Raw genomic sequence first — 20510 nt, 5'->3', positions numbered from 1 at the left:
TTTATTTCTTCGTTTTCTGTTTTAAAATCAATCGAAGCGAAGTATCTTTTGTGAAATATGCCCAAGCCCAATTAATGAAAATAATCAGTTTATTTCGGACACTCACAATCAACATTAAATGCAAAAACATCCAAATTAGCCAAGCAAAATAGCCTTGAAATTTGAAAAAAGGCAAATCAACAACGGCTTTGTTCCTTCCAATTGTTGCCATCGAACCCAAATCTTTGTATTCGAAATTTTTTGTCGGCTTGTTTTGAACTATTTTTTTTAAATTAGTGGCTAAATTTTTCGCTTGATTAATCGCAACATTTGCCAATTGTGGATGACCTTTCGGATATTTATCAGTTTCCATTAAAGCAATATCGCCTAAAGCAAATATAGTTGCAGAATCTATCACTTTATTAAGTTGATTTACTTTGAATCTATTTGAATTTGTATAATACGATTCTGGTAATCCTAAAATTTTATTTCCTGTTACGCCAGCCGCCCAAATAACAGTTTTGGTTTTTATAATATCACCATTTTTTAAAGTCAATATCTTGCCGTCATAATTAGCTACGATTGTTTCGGTTAAAATAATAACACCCATTTCTTCGAGGTATTTTTGAGAAGCTTTTTTTGATTCATTACTCATTGAATTCAAAGTGTTTTTGCTTCCTTCTACCAGAATAATTTTGAATTTAGAGAAATCGATTCCTGGATAATCTTTAGGTAATATATTTTTTCTAATTTCGGCAAATGAACCTGCCAATTCTACTCCAGTTGGTCCAGCACCTACAATAACAAGATTTAATAAACTTTCTTTAACTTCGTCTTCGGCAGAAATAATATTTTCGAATGTTTGCAAAATATGATTTCTGATGGTAATCGCTTCATAAGTTGTTTTTAGCGTAAAAGCACATTTTTCGATTTCTTGATTGCCAAAAAAATTGGTTTTACAACCTATTGCAATTACTAAATAATCGTAACTAAAATGTCCAATTGTTGTTGAAATTGTATTTTTCGATTCATCAATATTTAAAACTTCTGCTAATCTAATTTGGAGGTTTTTCTTCCCTTTAAAAACATTTCGTAGTGGAAAAGAAATACTGGAAGGCTCTAATTGTGAAGTAGCTACTTGGTAAAACAGTGGTTGAAATTGATGATGGTTTATTTTATCAATAAGCAAAACATCAAATAAGTTGGAGTCAAGGTGGCGTACGAGTTGAATACCAGCAAAACCAGCACCTATGACTATTATTTTTTGTTTTGCTTGCATAATTTTTTTAACACAGATTTCTCAGATTTCCACAGATTAAAAAAAGCGAGATTTTATTCTCGCTTTTTAAATAATTCTCTAAATACTAATTTATTCACTTTTTTCTATTCTTTAAATTGTTTTACAAAGTTGAGATTGTAATGAAGAAAAAGTATTATACAATTTTTATAAAAAGTTGTAATATTCCTATTTTTCAATATCAATTTCAAAAAATCAATTTCAAAAAATCAGCAATCGTTAATCTGTAATCTTAAATCCTCACATTCTATCCATATACCAATTCAATTCTTTTTTCATTTTTTTATATTGAAAAATAGATGTAATTATTTTTTGTAATCGTACAAATGCCGTTTCACTTTTTACCACATAATCAAACGCTTCGTGGTGAATACATTGCACGGCAACATCAATTTTATCTTGACTAGATAGCATTATTACTGGAATTTCACTATCAAATTTTTTAATTTTATCTAGTGTTTGCAATCCATTCATTGCATTAATGATAATTCCATCAAGATGAAAATCAAGAATGACAACATCAGGTTTTTTAGAAATGCTCTCTAGACATAATTCGCCAGTGGCAAAGGTTTCTATTTCGAAATCAGCGTGTTCTAGAAAGTGAATTTCTAGCGATTTCAAGAATAAAGCATCATCATCGACTAGGAATAATTTTATTTTGTTTTCGTTTTTCACGATTTTAGTTTTTTAAATTAGTAAGTTCTATTTCGAGTTCAGTAAAACTCTGATTGCACACATTTTCGAGTTGGGAAATTAATTTATCCAAATCATCAGAAAGTTCGAGTTTGTTAGCAAATTCTTGAATTTTTTGAGCTACTTCAGTAATTTCAGGACTCATTCCCATTATGGTAAATGATGGTATCATTTTGTGAACGGTTGCTTGTAACAATTGCCATTCTTTGTCCAAGTAACTTTGTTTCATTGAGCGGACAAGTGGTGGTGTTTGTTTTAAATAAACACCAATCATTTCGGTCATTAGTATTGGGTTGGATTTGGTAAGTTTTAGCAAATAATTCATATCTACATATTTTACCGTATCCTTTGCTGCATTTAGCCCTTTTATATGTTCTATAATTACCACTGGTTTTTTTATAACACTAGTCAATTTGCTGTACAATAATCGTTCGTCAACTGGTTTAGAGATATAATCATCCATACCTACTTCCTTGCATTTAGCAACGTCAACGGTAGTGACATCTGCGGTTAGCGCAATAATTGGAATGTCTAATTTCATTGTTTTTCTAATATATTCTGTTGCTTCAAATCCATTCATTTCGGGCATTTGTAAATCCATCAAAATAATATCGAAGGTTTTAGTTTCTAGTTTTTCGACGGCAATTTTTCCGTTTCCTGCTATTTCACATTCAAAACCAAAATCGTCCAAGAGCGTTTTCATCAGTAATTGATTAAGTTCCATATCTTCAACTACCAGGATTTTAATGTTTTTTATATCTGAATTTAATTCCATAATTTCTGGTTCTAACACAGCTTCTTTGGTTGTTTTATTAAAATCTAAAATAAAACTAAAGGTAGAACCTTTGCCAAATTCACTTTCTACTTCTATTTTGCCATTTTGTCCTTCAACTAGTTGTTTTACAATAGCTAATCCCAATCCTGTTCCGCCAAACAATCTTGATGTTCCGCTGGTAGCTTGCTGAAAATTATCGAAAACCCTTTCTAATTTGGTGTCTTTTATTCCTATTCCTGTATCGGCAACAGCAATTTTTAGGGTTACTTTATCTTCATTTTCAGACAGCAAATTAATACTTACTGTAATTTCTCCTTTGTTGGTAAACTTGACGGCATTACTTACCAAATTCAGAATTATTTGATGCAAACGTACTGGATCACCAATCAAAATATCGGGAATGTTTTTGTCGTAAATGGTTACTAATTTCAAGTTTTTTTCTTGAATTTTGGTTTCAAAAAGATGCAACATTGCCTTAATAGACAAATTAAGTTTGAAAGGTGTTTTCTCGAAAGTCATTTTACCAGCATCAACTTTGGCGAGATCTAGAATGTCGTTTATTAATACAATCAGCGCATCGCCACTCATTTTTATAGCTGTGAGATATTCTTTTTGTTTGGCAGTAAGTTCGGTTTTGAGTACCACTTTTGTAAAACCAATAATAGCATTCATTGGTGTACGAATTTCGTGGCTCATGTTTGACAAGAACTGTTGCTTAGATTTTACCGATTCTTCGGCTTTATATGTAGCTTTTTCGGCAATAGTTGTAGCCAATTCGGCAAAAACTTTGGCTTCGGTTAGTTCTTTTTCGGCTTTCTTTTGTTCGGTAATATCACGTGCCACTACAACGGCTCCAATTACATTGTTGTTCGTGTCTTTATAAACGGAACCATTAAACAATACTGGCGTTAGTTTTCCGTCTTTTATAGTTAAAGGATAATCAACAACAAAACCTTTGGAAAACACTTCTTCATATCCACTTTTTGCTTTTTCGGGTTCAGTGAAATACTTTATAAAATCTGAACCAATTAAATTTTCTTTTACTACATCGGTAACTCTAACAGAAGCTTGATTGGTATCAGTAATTTTGCCATCTGGACTAATTGTAAACAATGGATCACGACTGGCTTCAATTAAACTTAAGGAATATTGCGACGCCAATTTTAAGGAATAGCTATAGGCTTCTAATTCTTTATTTTCAATAGCGCGTTTTTCTTTTTCTTGGTTTTGAAAATCAAGTTCGATGTCGGCGATGATTAATTCTTGTGCTTTTTTCTCTTTTAATTTGCTTTGATATTCTAATTCTTGGTTAGCAATTAATAATTCATTGGCACGATTTTCTTTTTCCTGATTTTGAAATGCTAACTCTTCGTTGGCAATTAGTAATTCGTTGGCACGATATTCTTTTTCTTCATTCTGTAGTTCTAATTCTTTATAAGCTTTACGCAAATCCAACGCCCATTTTTGTTCCGCAATATCTCGAGCAACAATTACAACACCTTTAATGTCACCTAATTCATCTTTATAAACCGAACCATTAAACAGCACATCGGTTAATTTTCCTTCTTTATGTCGAATTGTTAATGGTGCATCTGTAACCAAACCATTCGTAAAAACTTTTTGATAAACTTCGCGTGCTTTTTGATGATCTGTAAAATAGCCAAAAAAATCGGAACCTATTAAATTGTTCTTTTCAATTCCTGTTACTCTTACGGTTGCTTGGTTTAAATCGGTTATTTTACCTTCGTTATTGATGGTGACTAACGGATCTAAACTGGCTTCAATTAAACTTAACGAATATTGGGAAGCTTCTTTTTGGTAGGTGTTAAACGATTCTAATTCTAAACTTTGTTTCTTGTGATTTTTAAATAAATAGTAAATAAAAAATACCAAAACGAATAATAAAAAAAACAAGGCATAAAGTAAATATTTAGACAATTCAGTACTAACCGCATTTTCGCTTTTTCGATGTTTTAATAAAGCTAATTCTTCCAAATTGATTGCTTTGATGTTTAGCCGAATGGCTTCCATTTTTGCTTTTCCTTTAATAATAGTAGCTAATTCAAGTTCTTTATTATTATTATTATTATTATTATTATCAATCAAAGATTTGGATATCTCAATTCGTTCGGTAATAGATTTTTTTAATTGTTTTACTCTTACTTGTTGATCGGGATTTTCTTTTGTTAATGTTAAAAGTGACTCTAAATTTTTAAATATTTTTTTTTGACTAACATTATAATGTACTAAAAAGCTTTCTTCATTTGTTAATAAAAAACCTCTAGCTCCAGTTTCAATATTAATTATATCTAAAAGAATTTCATTGTTTTTATCAATAATTTCTTGAGTATGTTCCACCCATTTTCCGGTAGATTTGACTTTGATAGAATTATAATAAAAAAGAGTCAATAACATTGCAATCAAGGCAATTGCAATGTAGTAAAAGAGAGAGTTCTTTCTATTTAAAGTGTAAGTCATAGTGCTTTTTTTAACAATTAAGATTCGTCTTTTGTAGTGCGAACCAAACTAATTCCAGTTATAAAAAAAAGTAATCCTAAAACTCCGTAGATGATTAATGATTTAATATCGTTGTTACCACCGGAAGTATTCATAAATAATTGTGCAGTATAAATAAGTCCTGCTATTCCTAACAATGTGAGTATAGCTCCAAAAATTCTTTTAATGTTCATGATTTTTATTTTTAATTGTTGGTATTATATTTCTTCAATAGATGTTCTGCGTTTGTCTTTGAGTTGTTTGAAATGCGATGGAGACAATCCCGTTACTTTTTTGAACTGACTCGACAAATGTGCCACACTGCTGTAACCCATTTTCCAAGCAATTTCCGTTACATTATGTTCGCCGTAAATAATGAGTTCTTTGATGCGCTCTATTTTGTGCGAAATAATAAAATGCTCAATAGTTGTGCCTTGTACTTCCGAAAACATATTGGCGAGATACGTGTAGTTATGTTCTAATTTCTCACTCAAATAATCAGAAAAATTTACTTTAATAACATCTTCCGAATGATGAATCATTTGAATGATAATATTCTTGATTTTCTCAATCAAAATGGCTTTTTTGTCATCCATTAATTCTAAACCAGAATCTAGTAAACCACGTTTTAGTAGTTCTCTTTTTTCAGAAGTTAGATTTTCCATAATCTCGACTTCGCCTAAATCGACCACAATAAAATGCAGCCCCAGTTTTTTAAGTTCGTCTCGCACCGCTAGTTTACAGCGATTGCTAACCATATATTTTATGTAAAGTTTCAAATTGTTGTTGTTTTAATGATTTGTCAAAGTTGATTCAATAAAAACTAAAAAGGTTATATAAGGTTAACTAAAAGTTATATAATTCACAGGTTTTAAAATATAATTTATTGATTTTTAGTAAATTATATTTTTGTAAGGTATGATTTTATAATTGGTTATAGTTTGTCTTTGCTATTTCTATCAAAAGTAATGAGGATTATCCTATAAAAAAACCCTTTAAACATTGAGTTTAAAGGGTTTAGTTTAATTTGATTTTTAATCCGCGGAGAAAGAGGGATTTGGATTATTCACTCAACATACTGATTATATGACATTTAAAATGTTTAAATTTTACTATGCCCCTAATTGTGCCCCTCCTATTTTGATATAGTTTATCACTTGTGAAGACATACAAATTTACAAAAAATACTTGAGAAAATCATTAGTAAAGTTCAAAATTTGAACTAGTTATTTAAAGATACTTTTTTCCTGTTTGATGTAAAATTTGAATTTTAAATTATCATATTTTATCCAAAAATCAAGTGAGCCACTTGTTCATATTTTAAACCTGCATACAAACAAAACTCATCAATGGTTAAAAACTCATTTTCAAGCTTGTTGAGGTCTTTTCTAACCTTTTGCGACAATCTAATACTTTGTCGATAACTCTTGCCCGTAATGAGCTGTATGTCCTTTGGGTAAATACATACTCTCTTATTTTCGATTTTCATACTTTATCTATGCCTATGACTAGGCTTTAACTAACTTCTGATTACTAGTTCAAAATAATTTTCAATGTTTAAATTTAGTAAAAATTTGAATACTAAAACAATCGATTTAATGGAAATTCTATTCCTTTTTTGAATGACATTTATACCTATTTGTGACATTATTACCACACTGTGACATTTGGAATAGTCACACCTTTTTTATTTGCTTTAATTGACCAAAATTTGTCTAGAAATCAATCGAAAAATGTTGCAACAGAAAGATGATTTAGAGTAATTATTAATCTAAATTTTAGAAATTATGGCAAGACAGAAAGGCATAATTAAATTGAAAGGTACTATTGGAGATATTACTTTTTACAAAACCCAAGACGGACATTTGGCTCGCGAAAAAGGCGGAATCGATGCGAACAGAATTGCGAGCGATCCAGCGTTTCAAAGAACACGTGAAAATGGTTCAGAGTTTGGTCGAGCTGGGAAAGCAGGGAAAATTTTGAGAACGTCTTTAAGAGCGTTGCTTTTAAATTCTGCCGATGGTAGAATGGTTAGCCGATTAACACAATCGATGGTTAAGGTTTTACAAGCCGATTTAGTTAGCGAAAGAGGTTTGCGAAACATCATTGATGGTGAAGCGGAACTTTTAACAGGTTTTGAATTCAATATTCGTGGGAAACTTGGAACGAGTTTATTTGCACCGTTTGTAGCAACAATTGACCGTCCAACAGGAGTAATCGAAGTTAAATTGGCTTCATTTATTCCTGCTAATATGATTGCAGCTCCAAGCGGAACAACGCATTTTAAAATCATTTCTGCTGGTGCTGAGGTAGATTTTGAAGCGGAAACTTTTGTAGTTGAAAATTCTGAAACAGCAATTTTACCTTGGGATTCGTTAGCAACAGCAATTATTACGCAAACCAATACGGTAACACCAGCAAGTACAAAACCTTTGTTTTTAGCTCTTGGAGTTGAGTTTTACCAATTGGTAAATGGTCAAATGTATGCGCTTAAAAACGGTGCTTACAACCCTTTAGCATTGGTAAAAGTTAGTGGTGTGTAAGATGGTTTTGACATTATCCCGAACTTATTTCCCCGATGGAACAAACGGAAAACTCGAATGCGAAGGCAAACTTATTTGTTCGACAATTGAATTGCCATACAAGAATAACGAAACGAAAGTTTCCTGTATTCCTGAAGGGAAATATTTTATAAAAAAGAGATACAGCAAGAAATTTCAATGGCATTTGGAGGTTTTAGATGTAAAAAACAGAAGTTTAATTTTGTTTCATCCTGCTAACAATGCTTTGCAAGAATTAAACGGTTGTATTGCTCCAGTAACAAAACTTTCTGGACCAGGTTTGGGTCTAATGTCTCGAAAAGCATTTACTAAATTGAAAAATTTAGTTTATCCAATTTTAGATAAAAACGAAAGTGTTGAATTAATTATCAAATCTTAAATTCATTGATTATGAATATCATAAAAAGAGTAAAGTCCTCCACTCCGAAGTTTTTTAAAGTGCTTCGAAACATTGGATTGGTTTTGGCAGCAGTAGGCGGAACAATTTTAGCAGCTCCAGTTGCTTTGCCCGCAATTGTTGTTACTGTTGGCGGTTATGTAGCCGTTGCTGGTGGCGTTTTATCGGCTGTAAGCCAACTAACAACTACAAAAGACGATGCAATTACAACACAGTAACACAACGTTAGTTGGTACCGCTGGCGGTACATTTTTGAGTATTTTACCAAATTTACATTCGGAAGATGTGTTGAAAACTATAATTCTTGCTTCACTTGGAGCGATAGTCAGTTTTTTAATTTCTTTACTACTCAAAATTTTAATAAGAAAGCACAAAAAATAGTCTAATTCTAGTCGTGGTGACCTTTGGATTAGATTTTAGAAATGCCCTCTCCTACTAGGATTGGGCATTTTTTTTTAGATTTCTTCAAAAAGATTTAGTGTAACTTCTAAAACTATCACTTCAGAGTTATAAGTGTACAATTCTTGCCATTTTGCACTATCAATGGCTTTGGCTCTAGTGTCGAAAATACCAAAACATACTCTTGATGCTTTGGATTTCCAATTGTCAGTTTGGTATAAAATAAATAGTTTCATATGATGGTTTTTAAAATTATATTTTACAATAGTTATGAATAATTACTTTTCGTAAATCGTTTATTAATAGCAAGTTTTGATTTAAATATTTTTCTTTTTGCTCCAAAAGTTTTAAAGCAGTTATGTTTTTTTGATGCGTTTCATATTCTTCCATCATAACATTCGCTTTTTTATTAAACTCTTTTCTAAAATCATCAATTCGTAAAAACGGAATAACCGAACCATACAAAAAGGAATGCCAAAATTTAGTTTGCCATAAACTATAAGCAACAAAGAAGTAATTCTCACAATCGTTTTCATTTTCAAAAATTAAAACAAAACTGTTTGTAAATGGCTCTTTTTTAGGTTTTCCGCTATTCAATCCTTTGTTCAAAATAAACAGATGAGGTTGTTGATAATGAGTGTCTTTCCTGTGAGTATTAATGATAAAGTTTGGCATATATTTAGATTTAAAATTTCCGATAACCTACTTTTTATTAATTTTTTTTAAAAGAAAAAAGAAAAAAAAAGAAAGTCGTACTTCAAGTGAAGGTTTCAAGAAAAGCAAGTTTTTTCAAAAAAATACTACCCGGAATTTTAAGATACTATTGCGCAGAAGTGAGATTTTGATTTTAGTCAAATGTTGATGTGAACGAAAATGTAGGGTGGAGATTTTTTTGAAAACCCGAAGGGCTTGAACTTTCTTTTCTTGAAACTGGAACTTACCTTTACTTTCTTTTTATTTATTTTTTATTTTTTATTTTTTCTCGCTTTCGAAAAATTTCTTATGAAATGTGATCTGAAAAATGTTGATTTTAAAAGCTAATGTTCTGGGTTAAAGAACACCCCCAAGCACCGCAGTAAAAAAATGGAGTTTTTACGGATTTTTTTTTGCGAGGAGCGAAGTGGCGGTGTTGCGGCAATCGAACAGCCACCGCAGGGTGGGAACGAAACGTAGTCTCGTCTTTTTTGACGAGACGAAGTGGAGAGTAGCACTGCGAGCGTGAAACGGTGGGGGAAAAATAAAAGTCAGTCTCGTCTTTTGGGACGAGACGTTCCTTGATTTAGGGCAAAGTGCTAACGGAGCCAACCCCAATGGCTGGGCGAAAGAGCAACCGCTGAAACAACAAGGGACGGCAGACACAATACTGCCGAATGGCGAGAAGCGTAGTTTACGGAGCGTAACAAATGAGGCTGTATTGTGGATGTAGTAGTCCCGACGAACGTAGGAAGTGACCGTGTGAAGATGAGGAACGAAAACGGCGCAGAGAAATAACTGCTTTTTTTCAAAGCTGTTATTTCTCTGTGCTGTTGGAGTGCCTGTGGAATGGAGGAAGGTACGACCGACTGAAACAGCCGAACGAAACAAAGGGAACGACCGAAGAGAGACCGCTAAATTGCTCTGTGTATTTTTAAATTTATTTTGGGTGGAAAAATCTAGAAATTAATATTTTATTAATCATATTTATCTTCTAGCTGTTTCCATCTATTCCACATAATATTTTCACTGGAGGGATTAAATATTAGTTGCTTAATATCTAAAATCGTATTTTCATCTGGATTAACAAATTTATCATTTAAATTTTTAGCCTTTTCAATATACTTATTATACTCCTGTTCAACCCAATTATCAATTCCAAAAAATTTATATTGATTTGGGAAATCTTTTAAAATTTCAAAAATGGACTCCTCTTTTTGAAATCTTTTCCACAAATCGACAGTATTTGGGATATTTTCAGGTAGATTTAATAATCCTTTTAATTGTTTTTGAATAAGATCAATGTAATATTCATACTGAATAATTTTATTAACAAGTAAATGAGATTCTTTATACCATGGAAACTTAATTTTAACTCTAAAACCATTTTCATAAACAATAACTAAACCTTCTTTATTCTCTATGTTTAAAGCTTTTAAATCCTCAAGTGATTTTATATTTGACAAATCATCTGTCCAGTCCTTAGCAATTGGAAAACCAATATCTTCTAACGGATAATCTTTCCCCGTTTCATTATCAATAATTCCAAGAAGAATTAAATCCTCAGCATTACCATAGTCAATAAGTACTTTAGATTCAGCATAAATAGCTTCAAAAATATATGTTCTATCTTTTTTTAATTTATCAAATAGATTATAGTATTTGTTGTGAAGAATTTCAGTTGCTTTTTTAGCCTTCAAGCTTGTAAAAGATCTTTGTGTAGCTAGATAAGGAGTATCTTCAATCCAGTATAATACGGCTAAGGATCCATCTAATTTTTCATATATTTTGTAAGGTAAATATGGCAAGCTAGTTACTTGACCATCGCTTAAAAGCACTTTGTTTTCGCTTAAATATTGGTTAAATGTAAAAAATTTTTCAAATGATCTTGATAAAATTTTACCGTTTGAGTTAGTTATCAGCCCACGCATTTGTCTAGTAACTACATTCCACTTTAAATTTTTAGAAGCCAATGGACCTGTTGAATAACCATATATATATAAATCAGCATCAGGATGCTTTTCTATCGTAAAATAACCATTTTTTATATATTTTTTATATTCTGGAATATCTATATGTCCGCTTTTAATCATGCTCTTTGGTTTTTTAATAAATACTGTATAAGTAAGTTTCTTATTAAATGAGGGAAAAATAAAATACTAAAACTTTTTGTGATGGCAAAAAGAATAAAAATAAATATAAAAAACAAGAAGAATTCTATTAATAAAAACCAATGATTAAATTCATGAATAATTGTAAATAAAAAAGTAATTACAATTATTATAATAATGGTTAAATATATATTAAAAGGATAGATGTATAACATCATTAAATAAGGCATATACCGTATAACAATTTCTTCTACAAACACATCTTTAAATTGTTTTTCAAAATAGTTGGTGTTCTTAGTTTTATAATACTTAAATATTTTTTTGTACTTTAATAGCTGTTTAGCCTTTTTGGAATTTAAAATAAAATAAAAAAGGATTATGTAAAAATATGATATAAAGATAGAGAAAGGAATAGTTACTAGTTCAATATAAAAGAGACGATTAAAACAAAAGATTTCACACAATAAAAGGCATGAAAACAGTACTATTGATGTGTTGAAATTAATAGTGCTTTTTAAGAATTCTAAAAGTTTAATAAACACCCCTTTAAATGTAAATCTCATTCGTCTTCTTTAAAAGAGGATTTATAATTTATTGAATTTATTGAATTTATCATTTCGTTTACACTCAAATTAAAAACAAGTACCTTATCTCCTGAAAGCAATTTTATTTCAACATTCTTTCTTTCTTTATTATAAGAAGTTACAGCACCATTAATTTTTGTATTTACATTATAATTCAAATCTTTCTTTATTTTTAAAAGTACTGATTTATTAATTTCAATATTATCATTAATAAATGATAATATTGTTCTATTTCTATCGATTAAATAGTCTACAAACATGGTTGAAATTTCTATAATTCTAGGCTCTATTTTTTCAAAATCTGAATATTTATTTTTTGAAAAATATGATTCTGAATTATTAAGCCAAACGTCATTCAGATTAGTTAATTGAAAAACAGTAAATTTTGGATCAATCACTATTTTTTTAATATTTTCAACGGATTTATTAAAAACTAGTTTTTCTTTTGAAAAATTTAAATAGTCAATACTTTTTCCTCCATTAATGTCAATTATTTCAATTGGAACTGTAACTAACTTTTCTATGTTTCCATTATATTTTATTAAAACTTGATTTTTTTTATTATTCTCCTCAATTGATATATCTATTAAATCATATTTGTCTATAACTTTTTTTAATTTAAACTTCTCTAAATAATGGTTTAGTTCTTGAATTTCGATTTCTTGTTGGTCAATATACTCTTTATTGAAATCGACAATTTTATTTAGAAGATTAGAATTATTACTTTGTTGATAATAAAAAAATAAAGGATATAGATTATACGATAATGAATGATTGTTTTGTTCAGTTTTGATCTCTTTACCCATTTGTATCAAACCTTCACAATTATAATTTTTCATGTTTAACAATTGATTTAAATAGTCAACATCTTTAAAATCTTCTAATAATTGCATAGCCATAAACTCTGCAATAGCTTCTGTATAAACTAAGTTTTTAAATTTCGCACAATCAAGTCCCCACCAAGAATGAGCTACTTCATGAGCAATCAATCTTTTATTTAATACTTTATCTTGAAGCAAACCAGTATCAAACATAATGAGAGATTGACTTGTTCTACCAGCTAAATTAGTTCCAAAAGGGAGGAAAATAATTTTAGGTTTTACTGATTTAGTATTCTGCAATTTGTTATAGTATTCAAAGGATTTATTAACAAAATCCATAATTTCATTAATTCTCGTTATATAAATACTATCTTTTGGATTGTAATACACTTCAAAATCATTAATCTTACTTTCTGTAAACTTTCCAGCAATGATAAATGGAGTCGTACTAAACGAGTTTTCTAAATCACTATTTGTAGGATAAACTAATTCGAAATTTTTAGGTAGATTAAATTGAAGTTGAAATATTTTTCTTTTTTTTAATATATTCTTGTTTATTCCGAGGTAATTTAAGGAAGTATAAAAGAAGTCCTTAGTTATAGTATAATCATCATATTTATTCTTGACAGAACTAAAAACATAATTAACAATACTATCCTTAATTATAAACTGATTATAATTACGATTAGAAAATTTAATAGAAGTGGCAATTTTTTTAGCTTTTTTACCAAATAAATCAACCCTTGGATTATAGAGAATAGTATCAGATGTTTCAAAATCTAACTTTTGGGAAACATACATATCTCCCATATAATCTATTTTAATATCTGCTTTTATAGTACTTTGAGAAATACAATAATTAGATAAAAATAAAAATAAAATTTTAAATAGTTTGGCTAATAAATCTGATATAAAATTCATCATAATTATTAATTTTTCCTATAGTCAAATAAAGGTTCATTATAAACTATTTTAGTTATTGAGGTTAGACTTTCGTTTACAAATAACCTAATAACAAATAATTTATTTTTTGAATTTATTTTTTTTAGTATTTTAAATTCTATAATTTTTTTTCCTTCTTCATGAAAAATTGAAGCTCCTTCTATTTTTGAAACATCTGACAACTTCAAATCGTTTTTAATATTTAAAACTATTTCCTTATTTTTTGAAATATTATCATTTATTAAACCAAATATATCATTATTTTGATTCATTAAATACTCAATCAGTATATTACCTATTTGTAAAGCTTTGGCGTTAAGTTTTTCAAAATCAAAATACTTATTTTTTGAAAAATAAGAATCCGAAGTAGCAATCCATACATCATTTAAATTTGAAGATTGTAGAATTGTAAATTCAGGATCAATTATAATTTTTTTAATATTCTTAATCGATTTAGTGAAAGTCTGTTTTTCATTTGAAAAGATTAAATTTTCAATATAAACTTTATTATTTGAATCCATTATTTGCAGAGGCACTGTAACCAATCCCTCAATATTTTTATCATATTTTATAATGATTTCTGGTTTATCAATATTTTTCTCAATTGAAAAGTCCATAAACTCAAGATTTTCAAATACAGAATCTAATTTATGTGCTTTTAGGAAAAAATCCAAATCTTTCTTGTCTATATCCATACGATTTTCATTCAACTTATGGAAACTAGCAATTTCTTTAAAATAATCTGAATTCTTATTTTGCTCATTTACAAAAAGCAATGGTAGTATATTATGAGACAACAAATAACTATCTTTTTTAAGTTCGCCCATAGAATTAAATAATCCTTCACAATTATAGTTTTTGACATTTAGAGAATTAAGTAGTTCATTCTTATTGTTACTACTTTTTAAAAATTGCAAACTCATGAATTCAGTAATTGATTCGTTATAAACAAAATTTTTGAATTTTGTAGAATTTATACTCCACCATAAACTTGCTAAATTTTGGACAATTACATGAGTATTTATTTCTTTTTTTTTAAGTAATTCATAATCTAGTAAAATAATATTTTCTCCAACTTTCCCTTGTAAACTAGTTACAAATGGGAGAAAAACAATTTTCGGCTTCCTAACTTTATCGCCATAATATCTTCTATAAAATTGAAATGATTTATCTAAAATAAGAGCGATTTTTTTAATTTTCCTATCATATATATTTTCGTTTTCAAAGCTATAAATTTTAAAACCTTTAATTAAGTTTTCCTTGTACTTACCAGCAATAATTATAGGTATATAATTAAAATCGCCCTCTAAATCTTTTTTTGTAGGGTAGACTAATCTAAAACTTCTTGAGAATGCAAAATGTAAATCAAATCTTTTCTTTTCATTTAACAAACTTTTGTGCAATCCTAAATAATTTAAGGATGTATAGAAAAAATTCTTTCCTATTGTATAATCATCATATTTATTTTTAGTAGTGGTAAAAGGATATTCAATTATAGTATCATTTATTAAAAACTGATAAAAAGTCCTATCTAATACTTTTACAGGCTTAGCTAACTTTGTTACTTTTTCATTATAAAGTTTAATTTTTTCATTAAATAAAATAGTATCATTTACTTTTTTTACTAAATTTTGTGAAACATACATATTCCCTGAAGAATCAACAATTATACTCGCTTTAACCTTAGATTGTGAATAAGAATTGTTAATAAACAAAAAAATAAAAAATGATTTTATAATCGCTTTCATAGTAAATAAAAAAAGGTGAAATAATCACCTTAAATTTGTTAGAAATATTTTGTTTTAAAAAAAGTGTTTTTAATTATTATAAATTTTTCCTAAAATATATTCTTTGCCTTTTTAATAATACCTAAATACAATCAGTCTTAATATCCTCCTTCACAATCTCTGCTACCCTCTCTATGACCACCTTCCCACATTAAGTGCTCAATTGTTCCAGGTTCATAAGGATTATCATGTTCTATATATGGAGAATCTGGATTAGCCTCGGAATAACCTTCCATGTCGATCATATTGTCATCGTCATTATATCCATCATCATACCCCTCCCAATATGCTTCATCTAATGAATTATATTCACCATCACCATTAAAATCATCATCATCCACCCCATTGTGATTAAAGTCGGTATCGGGAGGACAACCCTTTACTAAATCAAGCTCTTTTAAATTTGGTTTTTTAAAATTTAAATTTATTTTTTTCATATCTTTTTTTTACAAACATAATAATCTTATTTGAAAAAACAAAAATCTTTTTTTTCAAAAAGAGAATTTTTAGCTTTTACGTTAATTTGAATGTTATTTTTAATCTTTTTTAAGTGTTGTCGTTATAAAAGTATTTATTTTAAGTATTTAAGTGAATTATTGAAAATTTTTGAAAAATAATACTTTTATTAGATAATTTTTCCTCTAGTTGATTCTTTTTATTACTAATGTTAATATTAAAAACTTTTTCTAATGTTTCTTTTATAATATCACAGTTTTGTTTGTTTAAAGAACAACTATATGGGTGAGAAGAAAATGTATTATAAAGGTTATTAGAAAAGCAAGCATTCTTTGCCCAACAACTGTTGCAATTATTAGTATCATTACATGTTCTTAGTAACTCTTTATCGTTTATACTTTGTATTACTAAAGGCCTTATTTTTAAATTAGATTGTAACGATTTATTATATTGTTTTATTCCAGGTGTGTTAAACATTAAATCAACAACAATTTTCTTTTCAATATCATTTAGTATTCTAGAAGATAGCAAAGGACTAATTTTTATTGATTTATTTTCTGAATTATTATTGTCAAGATTATATAAAACATGGTAACTATCAATTATAAATTTTATAGTCGTTATTTTGGAAAGTCTATTTAAATTAGATTTTAAAACATTCAAAAAATAATTTTCTTCCATATTCACTCTACAAACAATAACTATTCTTTCATAACCATTAAACCATTTAATAATTTCCTCAATTAAATTAATTGTCTCATTATTTATTTCAATGACTAAATAAACAATATTGTAAAAGTTATAATTATCCAAAATATTTTTGATAACAAGAGATAATGTGTCTTTTTGATATACTGAAAAATTAATAGTAAGATTATTATTTATTTTTTTATTTGTAGTATTTAAAGGCTTAAATATTATTTCTTCATTGTTCTTATTTAAAACAAAATCATCTAATTTTTGGCTTAAATATTCATATGTTTCATTACTGATGTTGTAAAGATTATTATCAAACCTTGAAAACAAAAAACAATTTTTTTCTTCTTCAAAAGCATAAATTTCGCCTTTTTGTATTAATTCTATAACTTTCATTAACTAAACTTAAAATTTAATTCGTTTACCAGATATAATCGATCATTAATGTCTAAATCACTATAAAATTTAAATAACGATTTAATTTTATGATGCATTTTTATACAATGTTCCTGATCCAGCTCTTTTATATTTCCATTTTTAACATAATTATTGTGAATACAGCCACCACCACCACAATAATATTTCGCAAAACAACCTTTACATTGAGGATGATTATTTACAAAATCAATATCGAACTCTTCTTCGGCACCATCATTTTTAGTATCGACTCGTCCAATTTTAAATTTATTATCCCCGACAAACCTGTGGCAAGGATAAATATCACCATTGACCGCAATTCCTCTCATACTTCTTGAAACTCCACAATATTGTGTATTTTTAGTTTTACTTAAAAATTGTTTTAAATACAAAACATATTTTGAACCTTTAAAATCATCCAAATTCTCTCTTTTTTTAACTTTAGAAAGTAACTCTTTAATCTCATTCTTATCATATTCTATTAGCTTTAGGTTCTGTTCTTCGGATACTTCATCAATATCATAATTTTCTTTAGAGTAATCAGATAACGTTACTGGTTGAACAAAACTACTTTTAAACCCCATTTCCTTTAAGTTATTTCTGTAATGCAATAGCTCTTTTGAATGATTGGTTATTGTAGCTCTTGCTGTTGCATTACCATCTCTGCTGTCTAAAAAAGTTTTGATTTTAGGCAAAATACTGTCATAAGAACCTTTTCCGCCTCTAAAAGGTCTATTTTTATCTTGGGTTTCTTTATCACCATCAAAACTAATGACAACATTAAAATTATAATCGTTTAAATATTTGTTGATTTCCTTATTGAATAAAGTACCATTTGTTACAATACCAAACTTAATTTTTTTTGAATTTATTTTTTCTTTTTCCTTACAATAATCTACTACAATTTTAATCATAGGGATATTTAGTAAAGGTTCACCGCCAAAAAAGATTACCTCAAGAGTTCTCTCGCTGCCTGAATTTTCAATTAAATAATCAATTGCTTTTAGAGCATTCCCTTCCTTCATTTTCCCTTTTAAACCATATTCTCCATCTACTCCATAACAATATCCACAACTTAAATTACATACTTGCGCAACATTTAAGTGAATATTAGTCAAGAATCTTTCATTTGAGATAGATACCAGATTTTCCTTTAAAGGAATTATATCATTTATAGAAATCTCATTTGTTATGATTGATTGAAATAATGATTCCTCAATTTTATACAAATTTACATTTTCAACATCATATACAAAATAATCCCCCTCAAATTCAATTAATTTCAAAAATCTCATAAAACTGATTTATATTTGGAGCAAATATATATAATAATATGATTAACGACGAGAAGATACTTATTTTAAAATGGATATGTAAGCATTATGAAAAAATATATACTTATGAATATTTAAATGAGCAGTTTACAACTTCTCCATACGATGAACCACTATTGCTTATAAGTGATGTTTCAGAATCATTTGGATTTAGAACAATAGTAAATAGAATTGATTTCAAAGATTTCAAAAAAATAAATATTGAAAAACCATTTGTTATTGAAATAGATAATCGATTAATAGGTGTTTTAAAAAAAGACAACCATGTTATATTGTTTGAAAATGGTGTTGAAACTTCTCAAAACTGGAACAGTTTAGATTTTAATAATTTTAAAATTAGAATATTATCGTTAGAACCCACACCAACTTTCTTTTCCAAAAGCGACAAAAAAAAAGATGGACTAAAATTTTTAATTTCTTATTTAAAGCCTTATAAAAAATATTTCTTTCAACTACTCTTAGGTGTATTAATAATTACCACACTGCAAGTTATTGCTCCATTTTTAACACAAATGTTAATTGATAATGGTGTGAACGGAAAAGATTTAGACTTAGTTCATGTAATTTTGATTGCATTAATTGTATTACAATTGAGTAAGGTTATATCAGAGTTTATAAGAAACTGGATTTATTTACATATAAGCTCTCGAATTAATCTTTCCTTAGTTTCTGATTTTTTATCTAAATTATTCAAGCTTCCACTTGGCTTTTTTAACTCAAGATCAATAGGAGACATCATTCAGAGAATAGACGATCAAAGAAGAATTGAAAATTTTCTAACGATGTCTATGATAAACGTTTTATTTTCAGGACTAACATTTATTGTATTTTCCATAATTCTGTTCTTTTATGACAATACTATTTCCTTAATATTTTTATCATCAAGTATTTTATATGTGATATGGAATATTTTTTTCATGAATGCCAGGAAAAAGCTTGATTTTAATATTTTTAAACTGACTACGACTAATAAAAATGTACTGATTCAGATATTGCAAAATATGCAAGATATAAAGCTTGAAAATTTAGAAAAACAAGAACGTTGGAAATGGGAAAGAACACAAGTAAAATTATTTGACGAAAAGAAAAAAAATTTATTTTATGAGCAGGTTAATACCTTAGGTTCCGTTTTTATTAATGAATTTAAGAATATACTGATACTGTATTTTTCTGCAATAGCAGTTATTAATGGGGACATCACCCTCGGATCAATGGTTGCAATACAATATATTATAGGGCAAACTAACAAACCAATCTCAGACTTCTCGAAATTTATCATAGACTATCAAATGGCATTGATAAGTGTAAAAAGGTTAACTTCCATTCATGATGAAAATAATGAACATGAAAAAATTCATGAAATTATTACCTCAATTCCTGAAAAGAATAATATAATTTTTGATGATGTCAGTTATAGATATTCTGACAATGGGAAAAAAACATTTGGATTAGACAAACTTAGCTTTGAAATTTCTGAGAATAGTGTTACTGCAATAATAGGAAGTAGCGGAAGTGGGAAAACATCAATATTAAAATTAATTTTAAAACTGCAAAACCCAAATAATGGAAAAATTTCTATTGGTGGTATGAATCTAAAAAATATTAGCACAAGATGGTGGAGATCTAATTGTGGAGTTATCTTACAAGATAGTAATCTTTTTAATAAAAGTATATTGCGAAACATCGTAGGTGAAACTACTGATATTGACATGGAACGATTAGTTTATTCAATTAACATAACGAACATACATGATTATATTGACTCGTTACCGAATGGGCTTAAAACAATTATTAACGGTAATGGCAAAGGTTTAAGTGCTGGACAGAAACAAAGAATATTATTAGCACGATTAGTTTACAAGAATCCAAAATTTGTGTTTTTAGATGAAGCCACAAGTTCTTTAGATGTTACAAATGAGTACGAAATACTAAAAAATTTAAAAGAGTTTTTTATTGATAAAACTGTGGTCATAATTACACATAAATTAAATAGAGTTATTAATACTGATAAAATTATTTTAATTAGCAATGGGAAAATTATTCAACAAGGTAGCCATGATGAGTTGCTAAAT

At 28.2% G+C, this 20510-nt stretch carries 18 protein-coding genes; 4 read left to right on the top strand and 14 right to left on the bottom strand.

Features of this window, described 5'->3' with window-relative positions; genetic code table 11:
- Position 1: 1 nt before the first annotated feature.
- The 6 genes from ACHZC3_RS03435 to ACHZC3_RS03410 all read right to left on the bottom strand — a co-directional run bounded on the left by ACHZC3_RS03435 (position 2) and on the right by ACHZC3_RS03410 (position 6729).
- Positions 2-1258, bottom strand: a complete 1257-nt coding sequence (locus ACHZC3_RS03435; RefSeq protein ID WP_394758479.1) for an NAD(P)/FAD-dependent oxidoreductase — start codon at positions 1256-1258, stop codon at positions 2-4.
- Between the two features lie 258 nt (positions 1259-1516).
- Positions 1517-1951 carry a response regulator gene (locus ACHZC3_RS03430; RefSeq protein ID WP_394758478.1) on the bottom strand — a complete coding sequence of 145 codons (435 nt, stop codon included), beginning with the start codon at positions 1949-1951 and terminating at the stop codon, positions 1517-1519.
- Between the two features lie 4 nt (positions 1952-1955).
- The gene (locus ACHZC3_RS03425) at positions 1956-5222 is read right to left on the bottom strand and encodes a CHASE3 domain-containing protein (protein WP_394758477.1); all 3267 of its coding nucleotides are present in this window, start codon (positions 5220-5222) and stop codon (positions 1956-1958) included.
- 17 nt (positions 5223-5239) lie between these two features.
- Entirely contained in the window at positions 5240-5434 is a 195-nt protein-coding gene (locus ACHZC3_RS03420) for a hypothetical protein (protein WP_394758476.1), read from the bottom strand.
- Positions 5435-5458: 24 nt separating this feature from the next.
- Positions 5459-5998 carry a helix-turn-helix domain-containing protein gene (locus tag ACHZC3_RS03415; RefSeq protein ID WP_394758507.1) on the bottom strand — a complete coding sequence of 180 codons (540 nt, stop codon included), beginning with the start codon at positions 5996-5998 and terminating at the stop codon, positions 5459-5461.
- A 527-nt stretch (positions 5999-6525) separates the two neighbouring features.
- Positions 6526-6729: a hypothetical protein gene (locus tag ACHZC3_RS03410; RefSeq protein ID WP_394758475.1), complete on the bottom strand. Its 204-nt coding sequence runs from the start codon at positions 6727-6729 to the stop codon at positions 6526-6528.
- 298 nt (positions 6730-7027) lie between these two features.
- Between ACHZC3_RS03410 and ACHZC3_RS03405 the strand changes: the two genes are divergently transcribed.
- From ACHZC3_RS03405 to ACHZC3_RS03395, 3 genes are read left to right on the top strand one after another with little or no spacing between them, the layout of a single operon-like run.
- The gene (locus ACHZC3_RS03405; RefSeq protein WP_394758474.1) at positions 7028-7783 is read left to right on the top strand and encodes a hypothetical protein; all 756 of its coding nucleotides are present in this window, start codon (positions 7028-7030) and stop codon (positions 7781-7783) included.
- A gap of 1 nt (position 7784) precedes the next feature.
- A complete protein-coding gene (locus ACHZC3_RS03400; RefSeq protein WP_394758473.1) occupies positions 7785-8180 on the top strand; it encodes a DUF5675 family protein in 396 nt (131 codons plus the stop codon).
- A gap of 11 nt (positions 8181-8191) precedes the next feature.
- Positions 8192-8416, top strand: a complete 225-nt coding sequence (locus tag ACHZC3_RS03395) for a hypothetical protein (protein WP_394758472.1) — start codon at positions 8192-8194, stop codon at positions 8414-8416.
- A gap of 237 nt (positions 8417-8653) precedes the next feature.
- Here ACHZC3_RS03395 and ACHZC3_RS03390 read toward each other — a convergent pair whose 3' ends face one another.
- The 8 genes from ACHZC3_RS03390 to ACHZC3_RS03355 form a co-directional block, all read right to left on the bottom strand.
- Complete coding sequence (locus ACHZC3_RS03390; RefSeq protein ID WP_394758471.1) at positions 8654-8833, bottom strand: hypothetical protein; 180 nt, start codon at positions 8831-8833, stop codon at positions 8654-8656.
- Between the two features lie 16 nt (positions 8834-8849).
- Positions 8850-9272 (bottom strand): DUF6943 family protein, encoded by a 423-nt coding sequence (locus ACHZC3_RS03385; RefSeq protein ID WP_394758470.1) that lies wholly within the window; start codon positions 9270-9272, stop codon positions 8850-8852.
- A gap of 995 nt (positions 9273-10267) precedes the next feature.
- Positions 10268-11383 carry an RNA ligase gene (locus ACHZC3_RS03380; protein WP_394758469.1) on the bottom strand — a complete coding sequence of 372 codons (1116 nt, stop codon included), beginning with the start codon at positions 11381-11383 and terminating at the stop codon, positions 10268-10270.
- Between the two features lie 577 nt (positions 11384-11960).
- A complete protein-coding gene (locus ACHZC3_RS03375) occupies positions 11961-13730 on the bottom strand; it encodes a M1 family aminopeptidase (protein WP_394758468.1) in 1770 nt (589 codons plus the stop codon).
- Between the two features lie 5 nt (positions 13731-13735).
- Complete coding sequence (locus tag ACHZC3_RS03370) at positions 13736-15496, bottom strand: hypothetical protein (RefSeq protein WP_394758467.1); 1761 nt, start codon at positions 15494-15496, stop codon at positions 13736-13738.
- Positions 15497-15633: 137 nt separating this feature from the next.
- Complete coding sequence (locus ACHZC3_RS03365; RefSeq protein WP_394758466.1) at positions 15634-15876, bottom strand: hypothetical protein; 243 nt, start codon at positions 15874-15876, stop codon at positions 15634-15636.
- 235 nt (positions 15877-16111) lie between these two features.
- Positions 16112-17083 (bottom strand): hypothetical protein, encoded by a 972-nt coding sequence (locus tag ACHZC3_RS03360; protein WP_394758465.1) that lies wholly within the window; start codon positions 17081-17083, stop codon positions 16112-16114.
- A complete protein-coding gene (locus ACHZC3_RS03355) occupies positions 17083-18399 on the bottom strand; it encodes a radical SAM protein (RefSeq protein ID WP_394758464.1) in 1317 nt (438 codons plus the stop codon). Before ACHZC3_RS03355 ends, ACHZC3_RS03360 begins: the two co-directional genes overlap by 1 nt.
- A gap of 38 nt (positions 18400-18437) precedes the next feature.
- Here ACHZC3_RS03355 and ACHZC3_RS03350 point away from each other — a divergent pair.
- A partial coding sequence (locus ACHZC3_RS03350) for a peptidase domain-containing ABC transporter (protein ID WP_394758463.1) occupies positions 18438-20510 on the top strand: 2073 nt, incomplete at its 3' end.

It is taken from the genome of Flavobacterium sp., from assembly GCF_043720215.1.
Classification (GTDB): domain Bacteria; phylum Bacteroidota; class Bacteroidia; order Flavobacteriales; family Flavobacteriaceae; genus Flavobacterium.
The sequence above is the reverse complement of the archived record's forward strand: the minus strand, read 5'-3'. Positions and strand labels throughout refer to the sequence as shown.

Coding starts and splice junctions, on each gene's coding strand:
- ACHZC3_RS03435 (WP_394758479.1), bottom strand. CDS start 1,258: ATGCAAGCAAAACAAAAAATAATAGTCATAGGTGCTGGTTTTGCTGGT.
- ACHZC3_RS03425 (WP_394758477.1), bottom strand. CDS start 5,222: ATGACTTACACTTTAAATAGAAAGAACTCTCTCTTTTACTACATTGCA.
- ACHZC3_RS03420 (WP_394758476.1), bottom strand. CDS start 5,434: ATGAACATTAAAAGAATTTTTGGAGCTATACTCACATTGTTAGGAATA.
- ACHZC3_RS03415 (WP_394758507.1), bottom strand. CDS start 5,998: ATGGTTAGCAATCGCTGTAAACTAGCGGTGCGAGACGAACTTAAAAAA.
- ACHZC3_RS03410 (WP_394758475.1), bottom strand. CDS start 6,729: ATGAAAATCGAAAATAAGAGAGTATGTATTTACCCAAAGGACATACAG.
- ACHZC3_RS03405 (WP_394758474.1), top strand. CDS start 7,028: ATGGCAAGACAGAAAGGCATAATTAAATTGAAAGGTACTATTGGAGAT.
- ACHZC3_RS03400 (WP_394758473.1), top strand. CDS start 7,785: ATGGTTTTGACATTATCCCGAACTTATTTCCCCGATGGAACAAACGGA.
- ACHZC3_RS03395 (WP_394758472.1), top strand. CDS start 8,192: ATGAATATCATAAAAAGAGTAAAGTCCTCCACTCCGAAGTTTTTTAAA.
- ACHZC3_RS03390 (WP_394758471.1), bottom strand. CDS start 8,833: ATGAAACTATTTATTTTATACCAAACTGACAATTGGAAATCCAAAGCA.
- ACHZC3_RS03385 (WP_394758470.1), bottom strand. CDS start 9,272: ATGCCAAACTTTATCATTAATACTCACAGGAAAGACACTCATTATCAA.
- ACHZC3_RS03380 (WP_394758469.1), bottom strand. CDS start 11,383: ATGATTAAAAGCGGACATATAGATATTCCAGAATATAAAAAATATATA.
- ACHZC3_RS03375 (WP_394758468.1), bottom strand. CDS start 13,730: ATGATGAATTTTATATCAGATTTATTAGCCAAACTATTTAAAATTTTA.
- ACHZC3_RS03370 (WP_394758467.1), bottom strand. CDS start 15,496: ATGAAAGCGATTATAAAATCATTTTTTATTTTTTTGTTTATTAACAAT.
- ACHZC3_RS03360 (WP_394758465.1), bottom strand. CDS start 17,083: ATGAAAGTTATAGAATTAATACAAAAAGGCGAAATTTATGCTTTTGAA.
- ACHZC3_RS03355 (WP_394758464.1), bottom strand. CDS start 18,399: ATGAGATTTTTGAAATTAATTGAATTTGAGGGGGATTATTTTGTATAT.